10 protein-coding genes are annotated in these 16,881 nt (G+C 50.6%); 6 read left to right on the top strand and 4 right to left on the bottom strand.

What is annotated here, in order from left to right; all coding sequences use genetic code 11:
* Positions 1-37 precede the first annotated feature (37 nt).
* The gene (locus NQ565_RS07375) at positions 38-2,506 is read right to left on the bottom strand and encodes a polysaccharide lyase family 8 super-sandwich domain-containing protein (protein WP_040315788.1); all 2,469 of its coding nucleotides are present in this window, start codon (positions 2,504-2,506) and stop codon (positions 38-40) included.
* A gap of 301 nt (positions 2,507-2,807) precedes the next feature.
* On the opposite strand from NQ565_RS07375, the gene NQ565_RS07370 reads away from it, so the two are divergent.
* The 6 genes from NQ565_RS07370 to NQ565_RS07345 all read left to right on the top strand — a co-directional run bounded on the left by NQ565_RS07370 (position 2,808) and on the right by NQ565_RS07345 (position 13,305).
* Complete coding sequence (locus tag NQ565_RS07370; RefSeq protein ID WP_034535925.1) at positions 2,808-3,815, top strand: LacI family DNA-binding transcriptional regulator; 1,008 nt, start codon at positions 2,808-2,810, stop codon at positions 3,813-3,815.
* Between the two features lie 51 nt (positions 3,816-3,866).
* Positions 3,867-5,237 (top strand): SLC45 family MFS transporter, encoded by a 1,371-nt coding sequence (locus NQ565_RS07365; RefSeq protein WP_005654631.1) that lies wholly within the window; start codon positions 3,867-3,869, stop codon positions 5,235-5,237.
* A gap of 266 nt (positions 5,238-5,503) precedes the next feature.
* Positions 5,504-7,822, top strand: coding sequence for a family 65 glycosyl hydrolase domain-containing protein (locus NQ565_RS07360; RefSeq protein ID WP_005654629.1), 2,319 nt, complete (start codon positions 5,504-5,506; stop codon positions 7,820-7,822).
* 10 nt (positions 7,823-7,832) lie between these two features.
* A complete protein-coding gene (locus tag NQ565_RS07355) occupies positions 7,833-8,885 on the top strand; it encodes an efflux RND transporter periplasmic adaptor subunit (protein ID WP_005654627.1) in 1,053 nt (350 codons plus the stop codon).
* A 51-nt stretch (positions 8,886-8,936) separates the two neighbouring features.
* A complete protein-coding gene (locus NQ565_RS07350; protein WP_005654625.1) occupies positions 8,937-11,969 on the top strand; it encodes an efflux RND transporter permease subunit in 3,033 nt (1,010 codons plus the stop codon).
* A 61-nt stretch (positions 11,970-12,030) separates the two neighbouring features.
* A complete protein-coding gene (locus tag NQ565_RS07345) occupies positions 12,031-13,305 on the top strand; it encodes a TolC family protein (RefSeq protein WP_005654622.1) in 1,275 nt (424 codons plus the stop codon).
* Between the two features lie 79 nt (positions 13,306-13,384).
* Here NQ565_RS07345 and NQ565_RS07340 read toward each other — a convergent pair whose 3' ends face one another.
* The 3 genes from NQ565_RS07340 to NQ565_RS07330 are packed head-to-tail and all read right to left on the bottom strand — an operon-like array spanning position 13,385 to position 16,754.
* Positions 13,385-14,620, bottom strand: coding sequence for a sodium ion-translocating decarboxylase subunit beta (locus NQ565_RS07340; protein WP_016661442.1), 1,236 nt, complete (start codon positions 14,618-14,620; stop codon positions 13,385-13,387).
* Positions 14,620-16,455: a biotin/lipoyl-containing protein gene (locus tag NQ565_RS07335; RefSeq protein ID WP_005654617.1), complete on the bottom strand. Its 1,836-nt coding sequence runs from the start codon at positions 16,453-16,455 to the stop codon at positions 14,620-14,622. Before NQ565_RS07335 ends, NQ565_RS07340 begins: the two co-directional genes overlap by 1 nt.
* Before the next feature lie 41 nt (positions 16,456-16,496).
* Positions 16,497-16,754: an OadG family protein gene (locus tag NQ565_RS07330; RefSeq protein WP_005654614.1), complete on the bottom strand. Its 258-nt coding sequence runs from the start codon at positions 16,752-16,754 to the stop codon at positions 16,497-16,499.
* Positions 16,755-16,881: the final 127 nt, after the last annotated feature.

The raw sequence follows: 16,881 nt of genomic DNA, 5'->3' as shown, positions 1-16,881 counted from the left end.
ATAACATTCATTGAAGCAAGGCATCCCGTCTGCCCCATTAAGGCAATTCATACGATGCCGTCCTACCGCAAAATTCCCCCTGCGGCATAGATACTTCTATCGTTTCACCGTTATAAGTAAGCGTTATTTTCTTCAAAGCCGCATTCATGCAGGCATCCGTCACTGTAAAGACGGACTTTCCTGCCACCGTCTTTATCATTACGGTACAAGGTTCAGAAGCTGTAAGCGACACACCGCCGGCCTGCAGGCCATGGTTGCCCGGATAGAACACCGCCTGCAACAGTTTTTTATCTGCCGACTGCACCGCCTGTACCAAGGAGTCATTCCTCAGTACACGGAAAGGCAACCGGGCGGACGGAGTGCTCTTTCCCGTATACACGGTATAACCGTACGTATCATCCACGGGCGCTTGTCCGTGGTCAATCCACAAACGGAGAATTTTCACGCTATCCGGCAGATTCTTCTTACCGGCATTTGTTTTGTTGTGCAGCACCCAGTTCGCAGGACGCGTTTCGCAGGCTACGAACGCTTTCCGGCTGTATTCAGGAAGAACGCGGTAAGCAAATTGCCCCTCCTGCACCAGCCAGGGTGTGTTCTTGCCTGAGATTTTCCAAGTATGCACACCGGCTGAAAGAGCCGTTTTCTTGCCTTTCTCCAATAAACAGACATCATTCAGCAAGGCCGTCTGGTCGATAGTGGTACGGATGTGTCCCGGCTGTCCGGACTGCCTGTTCGTTACACCCGCTCCCAAGGCAACCATATAGTCTCCCTGAATAAAATAAGATTTATAAGCCTTTACACCATAAAGCACCTCGTTACAGCCGGCACTGCTGCCCCGGTCGTTCACACCCTCTTTCTCCGAAGCATTCATTTTCTCGAAAATATATCCCGCCACTGCATCGCCGCTACCGTCCGTGGCTGCTGCCGCATAATTATGCTTACTGCAATAGCCGCGCCAGTTAACTACCGGTTCCAGGCGCTCCATGCCTTCGCGTGCGGTTACTCCGGGAGATGCCGTTACGTCCCAGCCACCCATGATGGAGCGATATTCGTTGCCGCTGCGCTGAAACAAAGTCATACCGTCCGTAGGGTAGAAATTATAGGCATCGGCAAAGTTGGGAGCACTCTCCAAGCCGTCACAACGCATAGAAGCCATATTCACCATTATGTGGCAGTCGGGGGTTTTCTTTATCAAATCATCGTTATTAAAGAACCAGCGGGTTCCGGAATACATACCCGGAGCGTACCCCGCCATCCGGATATGCTTTTCTTTCACTTCTTTCCATAACTGCCGTAACTCCGCCTGCTCGGTTTCCGTAAAAGCATCCATCCAGTCCGTCAGCACTTTATTCAGCATCTTTGCGTAAGGAATCTCTTTTTCGGCAGCGGTATAGACATACGAGCCACGGTCCAGACAAGGCAAGGTAAATCCTTTATAGTAGTACCAGTTTCCACCGCGTAGAAAGTTCAGGATAGCTTGGGCATTCTTCCTGCTCAGGCGCTCCGCCCACGGTGTCCCTTTCAGCATACCCAGCATATTCAAGGCATTGAAGGTTCCGTCTATGGGATATCCCCAAATCAGGCATTGCTTACCATGTCCCCACCCTGCACCGTCGGCAGTAAAACCTTCGGTCCAGAAAGAATCGTGCAGAGTAAGTTGGGAAGTCACGCTGATACCTCTCCGGCAAACTTCTGCCAATACATCCACCATAGGCACCGAACTGTACATTGCAGCTACGGGCAATAGCGAACGGTATGCCAACGCGTTGCCGCCCACCCACCATACATGATTGCGGAAACGTTCTATCGAAACAACGTTCTTGTCGGTTTCATCATGACGCAGCGGCTGCGTATAGGCTTGCAGCCCCAATACCTTCAGCATATCGCAAGCGGCCTCCAGCAAAGGAGTTGCACCGCCGCGTTCGGCAAGTTCCATTTTATCCAGCCAGGCGAAATAGATGTTTACCGCAGCCGTAGGAATGGCAAAGCAGGAAGCGTGAAAACGGGAAACGGCGTTCGAGCGTCCGGCTTCCAGCATGCCGTAGTGCACCACCGCTTTCAGCACTTTGTCGCTCAACGACTCGTCTGCCGTCAGCGTACCGCGGCGGTATGCGTCGGCAATGCAGCACAAGCGGTCAAGAGCGTTTCCGATGAAAATACCCACCCGGTCATCGGCTGTTGTATGGAAGCTCTTCCGATAGGCATTGCTACGTTCGAACTCAGCTTCCAAAGCGTCCATATCCGAGAATGTCCCCTCCGGCGTAAGCAACTCCAGACACCTGGCGGGCGGCACGGACATATTCACCTTAGACAGCCTGTAAGGATGCTCATGAAAATAGACACGCAATTTCTTCATTGCCTCCAATTTTACACTATCGGTGCAGAGGCGCGCCTCGCGGTAATAGCGGTGATAGTTATCGAAAGCAAACTTAACTTCCTGCTCTTGGGCAGAGACAGCCAATGCCGGCAAGCATAGGCAACAAAATAAAACAAGTCTCTTTATCATAGTCAGCCAATACATTATAATATTAATTAAAGGATACCACATTTTCCAGAGGATAAAGTTACGGAGATTTATCGTATAGCAAATGATTTTTACCGGGAATTTACCGTGCAGCGGGCAAATACATGGTTGCAAACAGTACATGCAATCGTTTGCACAAACTTATAACCCGATATGTATCAACAGAAAACTTTTATTAGACGCATTCCGCTATTTTTGCAGCAGGATAAATAAGAAGCCCGGCTACGGTCTTCGTATATCTTCCTATTTTTATTACCTTTGGCTGAAAATTGAAATCATACTGATGAACAAACCGCAGATAACCATTAAAGATATTGCCCGGGCATTGAATGTCTCGCCGTCCACCGTGTCGAGAGCGCTCAAGGATAATCCGGACATCAGCCGGGAAACCCGTGACCTCATCCATGCCTACGCCCGCGAACATAACTACAAACCCAATGTGCTTGCCGTGAACCTCCGTTCGAGCCGCAGCAATACGATTGGCGTGATTGTGCCCCAACTGGTGCATCATTTCTTCTCGTGCGTGCTGAGCGGCATCGAGACAGCGGCGGCCAAAGCCGGCTACAACATAATCGTGGCTCAAAGCAACGAGTCTTACGAACAGGAAGTCAAAATCGTCCACTCTTTCCTTGCCGCCCGCGTTTGCGGCGTCATAGCCTCCCTTGCCAAAAACACGGAGCAATACGACCACTATCAGGAGCTGCTGAACAACGACATACCGATTGTATTTTACGACCGCATCTGTACGGAGCTGAAAACGGAACGGGTGGTTGTGGACGACTATGCCGGCTCGTTTGCCGCCGTAGAGTACATGATTCAGACCGGATGCAAACGTATCTTCTTCTACGGCGCATCTCCGCATCTGGAGATTACCAAAAACCGGCGGAACGGCTATCTGGATGCCATGAAGAAATACAAAGTGCCGGTGGACGACAGCATGATAAAGCTGTGCGACAACCGTGAACGCGCCATTGCCATAACGCCCGACCTGCTGGAGAGTGACAATCGTCCCGATGGTTTCTTTGCAATTAATGACGAAACGGCGGCAGGTATATTGTATGCCTGCAAGCTGGTGGGACTGAAAGTGCCGGACGAAGTTTCCATCTGCGGCTTCACCGACGGAGCCATCGCCCAAAGCACCGACCCGAAACTGACCACTGTGGAGCAGCACGGAGAAGAAGTGGGCAAAAGCGCATTCAGCATCCTTACAGACAAGCTGAACGGGCACGAGGGAAAAAGCACCAACAAGATTGTGCGGACAAACCTGGTGGTAAGGGGAACGACCAAATAAAAACACAACCGAATTCATCTATAAACTAATATCATAAAAAACAAGAGAGCAATGAAAGTAAAACCCGATTTAAGTTTCTGGAAACTATGGAATATCAGCTTCGGTTTCTTCGGCGTACAGATTGCGTATGCCTTGCAAAGCGCGAACATCAGCCGTATATTCTCTACTTTAGGAGCCGACCCGCACAGTTTGAGCTATTTCTGGATATTACCGCCGCTGGCAGGTATCATCGTGCAGCCCATCGTAGGAGCTGCCAGCGACAGGACATGGACACGGTTCGGACGTCGCATTCCCTATCTGTTCATCGGCTCGCTGGTTGCGGTACTCGTCATGTGCCTGCTGCCCAATGCCGGCAGTTTCGGTATGGCGGTGAGCACGGCCATGATTTTCGGTCTGGTATCGCTGATGTTTCTGGATACTTCCATTAATATGGCAATGCAGCCGTTCAAGATGATGGTAGGCGACATGGTGAACGAGAAACAGAAAGGACTTGCCTATTCCATCCAGAGTTTCTTATGCAATGCCGGCAGCCTGGTGGGCTATCTGTTCCCGTTCATATTTGCGTGGGTGGGTATCAGCAATACGGCACCCCAAGGGGTTATTCCCGATTCCGTAATCTACTCGTTCTATATCGGGGCCGCCATTCTGATATTCTGCGTTATTTATACAACGGTCAAAGTCAAGGAAATGCCGCCCGCAGAGTATGCCCAATATCACGGTATCACGGAAGAGCAGGAACATGAGAAAATCAATATGCTGAAGCTGCTGGTAAAAGCGCCGAAAGCCTTTTGGACGGTAGGGCTGGTGCAGTTCTTCTGCTGGTTCGCCTTTATGTTCATGTGGACATACACCAACGGAAGCATCGCCGCAAATGTATTTGACGCTCCCACCGTTGAAAATACGGTAAACGGAATCACAAAAATAGTTCTCGACACCAAGAGCCTGCAATATCAGGAAGCTGCCAACTGGGTAGGCGTACTGTTTGCCGTACAGGCTATCGGTTCCGTACTTTGGGCAATCTGCATTCCCATGTTCAAAGACCGCCGCTTCATTTACGCGCTGAGCCTCGTGCTGGGCGGTATCGGATTTATATCCACCTATTTCGTACACAGCCCGTATGTGCTGTTCGTATCTTTCCTGCTGATAGGCTGCGCATGGGCCGCCATGCTGGCACTGCCTTTCACCATCCTGACCAACGCCTTGTCCGGCGGACACATGGGTACGTATCTCGGACTGTTTAACGGAACCATCTGTATTCCGCAAATCGTAGCAGCGGCGTTAGGCGGAAGTATTCTGGCACTGTTTACGCCGGAAGGGATGCTTCCCCCTGAAATAAACATGCTGGTAACGGCGGGTGTGATGCTTATAATCGGAGCTGCCTGCGTATATTTGATAAAAGAGACCAAAGGAGAAAGGGCGTAAACAGCCCCTATCCTCACCGATGAATATATGCTTCCTCACCGGTAAGAGGGTGTAAAATACACTTGATGATTTCTTTTAGGCACGGATTACGCGGATTGACACGGATTTATTTTATCTCTTTTCCGTGAAATCCGCGTAATCCGTGCCTAAAAATAAATAAATAGCAAACGAATTTTAGTTTTGGCACATTCTTCTTTTTTCCGCATCCTATTTGTTTATCCGTTTATTTGTCTATCTTTACACCGATAACACAGAAAAAGAGCGCCATGAAGAAATACCTTAAAACCGATGAATGGAATATTATAGAAGATAGTTTTCAAGCCGACCGCATGCGGTGGTCGGAAAGCATATTCAGTCTTGGAAACGGCCGTTTCGGACAACGGGGACATTTTGAAGAACCATACAGCAGCGACAGCTATCGCGGCGCATTCGTGGCAGGTATCACCTTTCTGGACAAAACGCGTGTAGGCTGGTGGAAGAACGGTTTTCCGCAATTCTACACACGCATCCCCAATGCTCCGGACTGGAGCAGTATCAGCCTGCGCCTCATCGACGAGGAACTAGACCTGGCACAATGGGATGTGGACAGTTTCAACAGACGCCTCGACATGAAAGCGGGTATTTCTTATCGGGACGCGGAAGTAACCTCTTCGCGGGGAAACAAACTCCGCCTGCACGTGGAACATATCGCCAATATGGCTCACCCCAATCTCTGCCTTATAAAGTACAGCGTTACGTCCGTCAACTATACAGGCAAGGTTTCACTTGTGCCTATCCTTGACGGAGACACCGCGAACCCGGTCAGGCATCCGGATGAAAAGATATGGAATATCCTGCGCTCCGGCACCACCAGCGACTGTGCCTATCTGTGGACACAGACCAGGCGGGAGGATGCGCAAATATGCTATGCCATGACCTACCGGTTCTTCAAGAACAATAAAGAGACTTTTGCCAACCCGATACGGATAGAAAAAGAAAAACAGGCCGGATTCAGCGTAGGCACTGAAGTAAAGCCGGGAGATACCGTGACGCTCGTCAAATACATTGCCATAGCATCGTCCCTTTATTATGAACGGCAGGATTTGATAGAAGCCTCCGTAGCAGAAGCCCGCAACGCCCAAAGTACAGGTTGGGATGCTCTGGAACAGGAGCACCGGAATGCCTGGCAGGAGATATGGGACGAAACCGATGTCAGTATCGAAGGCGACCCGGAAGCCCAGCAAGGCATACGCTACAACATCTTCCAGCTCTACCAGACATACCGGGGAGACGACCCCCGCCTGAATATCGGCCCCAAAGGTTTCACCGGCGAGAAGTACGGCGGAAATACTTACTGGAATACCGAATTGTGCTGCGTACCTTTCTTCCTGCTTTCCACCCCGAAGAAGATTGCCGAAAACCTGCTGATATACCGCTATAAGCAACTGCCCAAAGCCATTGAGAATGCCCGTAAGTTGGGATTCGACCATGGAGCCGCCCTCTTCCCGCAGGTCACCAGCAACGGAGAAGAGTGCCACAGCGAATGGGAGATTACTTTTGAAGAGGTTCACCGGAACAATATGATTGTCTATGCCATTCTGCAACATGCCACGCTTACGGGTACGCTGGACTACATCGCCCATTACGGATTGGAAGTAATGATAGCCGTCAGCCGCTTCTGGAGCCAACGGGTGTCTTTCTCGCAACCCAAGCAGAAATACGTCATTCTGGGAGTTACCGGACCCGATGAATACGAAAACAACGTAAACAATAACTGGTATACCAACTACTCCTGCATGCGTTGCCTCGAAACCACTCTCAGTTTCCTTGAAATCATTGCCCGGCAATATCCCGATGAATATGCCCGCATATGCAGCATCACCAACCTGAATTATACGGAAGAGAGTGAACGCTGGCGGGACATTATCGAACGGATGTACCTGCCGGAAGATCCGGAACGCGGTATCTTCATCCAAAACGACGGCTATATGGACAAGGTTCTGCAAAGCACCGACGCCATTCCCGCCGGCGAACGCCCCATCAACCAGTATTGGTCGTGGGACCGTATCCTGCGTTCGTGCTACATCAAGCAGAGTGATATCCTGCTCGGCCTGTACCTCTATTATTTCAACTTCGACCGGGAGACCATCCGCCGCAACTTCGAATTTTACGAACCGATGACCGTGCACGAGTCTTCCCTCTCCCCGCACATCCACTCTATTCTTGCCGCACGCATCGGGAAAGTGGAAAAGGCATACCAACTATTCTTACACGCTACCCGCCTCGACCTGGACGACTACAACAATGAAGGAGACCAGGGGCTGCATATAACCAGTATGCCGGGCAGTTGGCTGGCTGTTGTACGCGGATTTGCAGGATTGCAGATACAGGGCGGCACGCTTAAGATTGAACCGGTCATACCGGCGAAATGGAGCGGCTATTCGTTCAAAGTGAATTACTTGGGCAATACGCTGCATATACAGATAGGCAAAGAAATAAAAATCAGCCTGACCGCAGGAAAACAATTGAACATACAGGTATATCAAAACGTTTATGAATTAAAACAAGGGTTGGATTTGACTGTCAACCGCAAAGACTTGTCTTAATCAAAAACAAATGAAGAAAATGTATCTGTTCGCCCTGACGGTGACACTTATCGTCACGTCCTGCGGGCAAAAGAAAGGGGAAGATATTCCCCTCGTGCGACCTGTGAAAACTGCCACCGTAAGTTCACAGTCGGTAATACTCAAAGACTTCTCCGGCATGGTGGAAGCGGTGGAATATGTGAAACTGGCATTTCGTGTCAGCGGACAAATCATCGACCTTCCGGTAGTGGAAGGACAAAGGGTCAGGAAAGGGCAACTGATTGCCGCCATCGACCCGCGGGATATTTCCCTGCAATATGCCGCCGACAAGGCTGCCTATGAAACCGCTGCCGCCCAGGTGGAGCGCAACAAACGGCTGCTGGGCCGCCAAGCCATCTCCCTGCAGGAGTATGAAATAAGCGTAGCCAATTACCAGAAAGCCAAATCGGCCTACGAGCTGTCCACCAACAATATGCGCGATACGAAACTGCTCGCGCCCTTCGACGGCTCTATCGAAAAGCGCCTGGTAGAGAACTATCAGCGCGTCAATTCGGGAGAAGGGATTGTGCGGCTGGTAAATACGCAGAAACTGCGCATAAAATTTACTGTACCCGATGATTACCTGTACCTGCTTCGTGCCAAGGACGCCACATTCAAGGTGGAGTTCGATACGTACAAAGGCAATATATTCAATGCCAGACTGGAAGAGTATCTTGACATATCGACCGACGGCACGGGTATTCCGGTTACCATCACCATCGACGACCCCGCCTTCGACCGTGCCGTATACGATGTGAAACCCGGATTTACCTGCAACATCCGCCTCGCTTCGGACATCGCTCCCTTTATAGAAGAAAAACTGATGAATGTACCGCTGAGCGCCGTATTCGGTGACAGCGAAAACAAGAATACCTACGTATGGGTGGTGAAAGACAACAGGGTAAGCCGCCGCGAAGTAACCGTGTATTCGCCGACCGGTGAAGCCAATCTTCTAATCTCCAAAGGACTGAAACCGGATGAAACCGTTGTCATTGCCGGAGTGTACCAACTGGTAGAGGGACAGAGGGTAAAAGAGGTGGAATAACCGCTTTCCCTCTATCACTTCATAACTTTATCATCCTATCACCTTTTATATATGAACTTAGCCAAATATTCATTAGATAATACAAAGATTATCTATTTCTTCCTTGCCGTGCTGCTCATCGGCGGCATATTCTCATTCGGCCGTTTGGGGAAGAAAGAAGATGCACCCTTTGTCATCAAGACAGCGGTCATCATGATACGCTATCCCGGAGCCGAGCCTGCCGAAGTGGAACGGCTCATTACCGAACCCATCTCCCGCGAAATACAGAGCATGAGCGGAGTGTACAAGATTAAATCGGAATCCATGTACGGACTTTCCAAAATTACGTTCGAGCTACAGCCGTCGCTTTCCGCAGCATCTATCCCGCAGAAGTGGGACGAACTGCGCCGGAAGGTTCTCAACATACAGCCCCAACTTCCGGCAGGAGCTTCCGTACCGACGGTATCGGACGACTTCGGCGATGTATTCGGCATTTATTACGGACTGGTCGGCGACGACGGCTTCTCTTACGAAGAAATGCGCAACTGGGCGGAGCGTATCAAGACGCAGGTTATCACTGCCGAAGGGGTTATGAAAGTAGCCCTGTTCGGCACACAGACGGAAGTAATCAATATCTTTATCTCCGTAAACAAACTGGCGGGGATGGGCATCGACCCCAAACAACTGGCAGGCTTGCTGCAATCGCAGAACCAGATTATCAATACGGGTGAAATCGGTGCAGGCGAACAGCAGTTGCGCATTGTGGCCAACGGTACTTATACCACCGTCAACGACATCCGCAACCAGACAATCACCACCCCCGGCGGACAAGTCAAACTGGGCGATATAGCCGTCGTTGAAAAGGGATACATGGACCCGCCCGGCACCATCATGCACGTAAACGGAAAACGGGCCATCGGCATCGGCGTCTCCACCGACCCGCAGAAGGATGTGGTAAAAACCGGTGAGCTGGTAGACAAGAAGCTCGCCGAACTCTTGCCTCTCATCCCCGTAGGGTTGGAACTGGAAAGCCTTTACCCCGAAAACGTCATTGCCAAAGAAGCGAACAACGGATTTATTATCAACCTGATAGAATCCATTCTGATTGTAATCGTCATCATCATGCTGGTAATGGGGATGCGCGCCGGCGTACTCATCGGCTCTTCACTGATATTTTCCATTGGCGGCACACTGCTCATCATGTCGTTCCTGGGAGTGGGACTGAACCGTACCTCGCTGGCAGGCTTTATCATCGCCATGGGAATGCTGGTGGATAACGCCATTGTGGTAACCGACAATGCACAGATTGCCATAGCCCGCGGCGTGAACAGACGGAAAGCGCTGATAGACGGTGCCACCGGTCCGCAATGGGGATTGCTGGGAGCAACCTTCATAGCCGTCTGCTCATTCCTGCCGCTTTATCTTGCACCGTCTTCCGTTGCCGAAATTGTAAAGCCGCTATTTATCGTACTGGCTATATCACTGGGGCTGAGCTGGGTACTTGCATTGACGCAAACCACCACCTTCGGCAATTTCATACTGAAAGCCCAAACCGGCAACAGCGACAAAGACCCTTACGACAAGCCTTTCTACCATAAATTCGCATCCATCCTCAGCCTGCTGATACGCAAGAAAACGCTCACATTGGGAAGCATGGTCGTATTGTTCATCCTCTCCCTCGTCATCATGGGACTGATGCCTCAAAACTTCTTCCCTTCACTGGACAAACCTTATTTCCGCGCCGATGTATTCTATCCCGACGGATACGGCATCCGCGATGTAGAGAAGGAAATGAAGAAAGTGGAAGCCCACCTGCTGGCACAGCCGGAAGTGAAACGGGTTTCCGTCACCTTCGGCAGCACCCCGCTGCGCTACTATCTGGCATCCACTTCCGTAGGTCCAAAACCCAACTTCGCCAACCTGCTGGTAGAAGTGACAGACAGCAAATACACCAAAGAATATGAAGAGAAGCTGGACAGCTATATGAAGGAGAACTACCCCAATGCCATCACCCGAACCACGCTCTTCAAACTCTCGCCTGCCGTAGACGCCGCCATCGAGATAGGCTTTATCGGCAATAGCACAGATACGCTGGTGGCGCTGACCAACCGGGTTTTAGAGATAATGCACCGCGACAAAGACCTTATCAATGTGCGCAACTCCTGGGGTAACAAGATTCCTATCTGGAAACCCGTATACAGCCAGGAGCGTGCGCAACCGTTAGGCGTATCCCGCCAAAGCATGGCGCAGAGCATACAAATAGGGACAAACGGAATGACGCTGGGCGAATACCGACAGGGCGACCAAGTGCTTCCTATCCTACTGAAAGACAACACAATCGGCGCGTTCCGCATTAACGACCTGCGCACGCTGCCCGTATTCGGAACTACGCGCGAAACCACCACGCTGGAGCAAGTGGTCAGTAAGTTCGACTACCAGTACAAGTTCTCCAACGTGAAGGACTACAACCGCCAGATGGTTATGATGGCGCAAGCCGACCCCCGCCGGGGCGTAAATGCCATTGCCGCCTTTAACCGTGTGTGGGAGCAGGTGCAGAAAGAAATCGATGTTCCCGAAGGATATGCCATGAAATACTTCGGCGAACAGGAAAGCCAGGCCGAATCCAATGCCGCACTGGCAGCCAACATGCCGCTGACGTTTTTCCTGATGTTCGTCACCCTGCTGTTCCTGTTCAAGACCTACCGCAAACCCATCGTCATCTTGCTGATGCTTCCGCTTATCTTTATCGGCATCGTATTGGGACTGTTGCTGTTGGGCAAGACATTTGACTTTTTCGCCATTCTGGGCCTGTTGGGACTGATTGGAATGAACATCAAGAACGCCATTGTCCTCGTAGACCAGATTGATACGGAAACGGCCGCCGGAAAAGCACCGCGTGAAGCGGTTATCAGCGCAACGACCACCCGCATTGTTCCCGTAGCCATGGCATCGGGCACAACCATCCTGGGTATGCTGCCGTTACTGTTCGACGCCATGTTCGGCGGTATGGCGGCCACTATCATGGGCGGCCTGCTGGTAGCTTCGATACTCACCCTGTTTGTATTGCCCGTGGCTTACTGTGCGATACACCGGATAAAAGGATAGAGGGATTGCGACTCGACTATTTACGATTTACGATTTAATGATTTGACTATTTACGATTTGAATGATGAGAAAGATTATATTTATATTGTCAGTAATCAGCTTCGGTATAAGTGCCGCAGCACAAGAAAGCTATCTCAGCCGCGAGGCTTATCGGGACAAAGTGGAAGCATACAGCCAACTGCTGAAACAGCAACGCCTGAAAGCTACGGCAAGCACCGAAGCCCGCAAGATAGCACAGACTGGCTTCCTGCCCAAAATAGACATTACTGCCGAAGGAACTGCCAATCTGAGCCATCTGGATGCCTGGAACAGTCCGGCGGGACAGTACCGTCCTTACACCTATCAGGCATTGGCAACACTGGGACAGCCTCTTTACACAGGCGGTTCGCTCATGGCCCGGAAAAAAATTGCCAAAGCCGATGAAGAGCTGGACAAACTTGCCACAGAGCTGACCCTCGACCAGATACACTATCAGAGCGATGCGGTTTACTGGAATGCCTCGGCCGCATTGGCAACACTCAAAGCCGCCGCCCGTTTTGAAGGGATTGTCAGCCAACAGTACAACATCATTCAAGACAGGTTTAATGACGGAGCTATCAGCCGTACGGATTTACTGATGATTTCCACCCGTAAAAAAGAGGCCGAATTGCAGTATATCAAAGCCCGCCAGAACTATACCCTTGCCTTGCAGCAACTCAATATCCTGATGGGAGTGAAACCGGATGCCGCGGTAGACAGTCTTTGTGAAATCGGCATGCACTGTCCGCCCGTCGATTTACTGAGTCTTGACGAAGTATTGTCCCGCCGTGCGGACTATGCCGGAACCCATGTCAGTATCGCCAGGAGCGAAGCGCAACGCAAGGCAGCCCTCAGCCAGTATAATCCCCAACTCAGTATGTTCCTGGCAACCGGTTGGGACACCGGTATCGCCTATATGGGACAAGACGTGCCCCATACGCCCATTGCGGGAATCAATCTCAACATCCCCATTTTCCGATGGGGTGCACGCTTCAAGACCAACCGCCAGCAAAAGGCATATATAGGTATTCAGAAATTACAGCAAAGCTATGTGGCAGATACTATTTTAGAAGAGCTGTCCGCCGCTACCACCAAACTGACGGAAACGGAACAGCAGGTAAAGACAGCCCGGGAGAATATGGCGCTTGCCGAAGAGAATCTCGACCTGGTTACGTTCTCCTACAATGAAGGCAAGGCAAGCATGGTCGATGTGCTATCCGCACAGCTTTCGTGGACACAGGCCCAGACCAACCTTATCAATGCGCACCTTGCCGCAAAGATGGCAGTGGCTGAATACAGGAAAGCTATCAGTGAATAAAGGTGGAAATAAAAAGGGAATGCGTCAAAACACTCATTATTTGTGTTTTGACGCATTCCCTTTTTATATCTCAACTTTCTTATCCGAGGAACGAAATCAATACGCCCGCCGCCACCGCAGAACCGATGACGCCGGAAATATTACTAGACATACAGTAATTCAGTACGTGGTTCTTAGGGTCGTACTTGGTAGCGATTTCATTGCATACGCGGCTTGCCATAGGCACGGCGCTCAATCCCGTCGCACCAATCAGCGGATTAATCTTCTTCTTGGAGAACAGATTGAACAGTTTCACAAAGAAGATACCACCCGAAATGGACAAGGCAAATGCAAGGAAGCCGCCGACAACGATGCCGATAGTGGTCCAGTTGAGGAATGCCTCGCTCGTCATGGTAGCGCCCACACTCAGTCCGAGGAAGATGGTTGCCGCATTCATAATGCTGTTGGCTGCCGCGTCGAACAGACGGCTGGTATCGGAACCGATTTCCTTAATCAGGTTACCGAACATCAGCATACCAATCAAAGGCACTGCCGTCGGCACGAAGAGAGCTACAATGGTAGTAACGGCAATCGGGAAAATAATCTTCAGTACACGCAGATTCTTTATCTCGGTCTTTGACGGATAGAGCTTTTCCTGCTCCTTCATGTTAATCATCAGTTCCTTCTTGCTGCAGAGCAGTTTCACAACCAATGGAATGATAACCGGAACCAGCGCCATGTACGAATAAGCCGCAATGGCAATAGGGCCCAGCAGATGCGGAGCGAGCTTGATAGTGGTGAAGATAGCCGTAGGACCGTCCGCACCGCCGATAATACCCAATGCACCGGCTTCCTGCGGCGTGAAGCCCATCATTACGGCACACAACAGTACAGTAAAGATACCGAGCTGCGCAGCCGCACCGAATATGGAAAGACGCAGATTGCGGAGCATCGGTCCGAAGTCCGTCAGCGCGCCCACACCCATAAAGATGACAGGCGGCAGAAATCCGGTCTTTATCAGCATATAGTAGATGAAGTTCATCAGTCCGAGGTCGTGTGCAATCTCGTGCAACGGCATTTCCCAGATGTTCTTCAACACTCCGTTCACCATTACCATGCCGTTTTCATCTGCCTGGATAACCCCCATGTCGCCACCGGGGAAATTGGCAATGAGCACACCGAAAGCAATGGGAACCAGCAACAGCGGTTCGTAGTGCTTCCTGATGCCCAGATACAGCAAAATAAAGGCAATGGCATACATTATAAGGAACGACGGATCGGCAATGATATTGCTGAACGCCGTCATATCATAGAGTTTCGCAAATATATCTTCCATCATCCAATCTTCATTAATACATCATCTTCAGAAACAGAATCACCCGGATTGACGCAGATAGCGGTCACCGTTCCGCTGAAGTCGGCACGGATGGCATTATAGGTTTTCATGGCCTCGATGTAACAAAGCAGGTCGCCCTCCTTCACTTTATCTCCTACCTTGAGGGGAGTTTCCTGTGCATTCTTGGTCAGGAAGAACTTGCCTTCGAGCGGAGCAGCCACTTCCTGCCCTTCACCGGCGGGAGCGGTAATCTTGTCGGTGGCGGAAGCCGGCAGGTCGATGTCGCCGTAAGCCACCGTCACGCGATAAGCCTGTCCGTCCACCTGCACGGTGAGCGTCTTGGGTTTGGCGTCGTCCAGAGGGGATTTGTCGCGTTCGGCACGGCGTTTCTCTACATCGGCAAGGAAATCCTCTTTCGCCTTGCCGCTCTTGTAAGCCTCGTACTGTGCCGGGTGCATGGCGTATTCAAAGAGTTCTTCATCATCTTCGCCAAGTTCCCACTTGTTTTCCTTCATCAGCTTGCGGTACTTGTCGAGTGCATCGGGATAGTTGTCCTGCGGATTGCCGTTGAAGAACTTACGTCCTTCGCGTTCCGCCTTTTCAACGAGTTCGGGAGCGAGTTCGCCCGGCAGCTTGCCTGCCTTGCCCAACAGCATGTCCCAAATATCGTCGGCTATCATGCCCCAACGCTCTTTTCCTTTCTCCATGGCCATGACGTTCATCATGGAAAGGTTCTTGACGTACTGGCTGAACGGAGTCACCAACGGTGGATAACCCACGCGCGGCCATACGTATGCCACTTCGTTGAAGAGTTTGATAAGCAGTTCGTCCTGCTTCATAAACGGCAGGTTGCGTTTGGCCTTGTACTTGTTGATAGATTCCAGATTGGATTCCAGGTCCGCCATCAGACTTCCCATCATGCCGCCCGGAAGTCCCGGACCAATCAGCAACGAATTCATCAGGCGGTTCTTCGGGCTGATGTACAGACCGAGGAAATCATCCATAAACTCCTGTATAAGTGCACGTACTTTCATGTACGCTTCCATATTGATTTCGGGAACCTTGAAACCTGCATCTTTCAGCATGGCCTGCACGCTGAGCAGGTCGGCATGTCCCGTACCCCATGAAAGCGGCTCCATACCCACGTCGATATAGTCGCAGCCGGCCTCACAAACCTCAAGGATGCTTGCCATGTTGAAACCGGGTCCTGCATGGCTGTGATACTGGATGGGAATGTCCGGATGAGCAGCCTTGATGTTTGCCACAATCTTGCCCAAAGATACCGGACGGCCGATACCTGCCATATCCTTGATACAGATTTCATCTGCACCCAGCTTGATAAGCTTCAATGCCATATCCGTATAATATTCCACAGTATGGATAGGCGAATGGGTGATACAGAGCGAACACTGCGAAATCATTCCCGCCTCGTGCGCATAAGTGATGGAAGGAGCGATGTTACGTATATCGTTCAGTCCGCAGAAAGTACGTGTGATGTCCGTACCCTGCGCCTTCTTCACTTTATAAAACAGCTTGCGCACATCGGCAGGCACGGGGCTCATGCGCAGGCCGTTCAGTGCACGGTCCAACATATGTGTCTGTATACCGGCTTCGTGGAACGGCTTCGTCCACTCGCGCACAGCTTTATTGGGGTTCTCGCCAAACAATAGATTTACCTGTTCAAAACCGCCGCCATTCGTTTCTACACGAGCGAAACATCCCATCTCGACAATGGCAGGCGCTACCTTTACCAGCTGGTCTACACGGGGCACATATTTTCCGGCACTTTGCCACATATCCCTGAATACCAAGCTGAACTTAATTTCTTTTTTCATACCAAATTATTCCTGTGTGTGTTTATATAAGATTAGTTATTTCAGATTTTCTCCACTTTCGCAACTTTACCCTTGCCTTGCGTCACTACCGTAACCGCCGCACTGATAGCCGCCATGATATTGCCGGGAACAGCCGCAGGAGCATTTGCCGCCTGTTTGGCAGGAGCGGCCTCTTCGGGTGCATATTTATTCACAAGGGCGATAAGTCCCTTTCCCAAGTAGATTACAATCAGCAGGATGGCAAAGACCGTTGCCATACCTACTATCATTAGCAGGAGCGCTATGTTCAAGTTTTCCATATTATAAATTATTAGTTATTCTATCGGATTTGCAAAAAATCGTCCGAAATTAGTGATAATAGACGAGAATATAGAATATTACAATGATAAATTATGCTAAAATAAAAGTAAGAAAAGAGCAAGTAGC

The sequence above is a fragment of the Bacteroides stercoris ATCC 43183 genome (assembly GCF_025147325.1).
Lineage (GTDB): Bacteria > Bacteroidota > Bacteroidia > Bacteroidales > Bacteroidaceae > Bacteroides > Bacteroides stercoris.
Note: the sequence above shows the minus strand (reverse complement) of the source record. Positions and strands in the feature narration are given on the sequence as shown.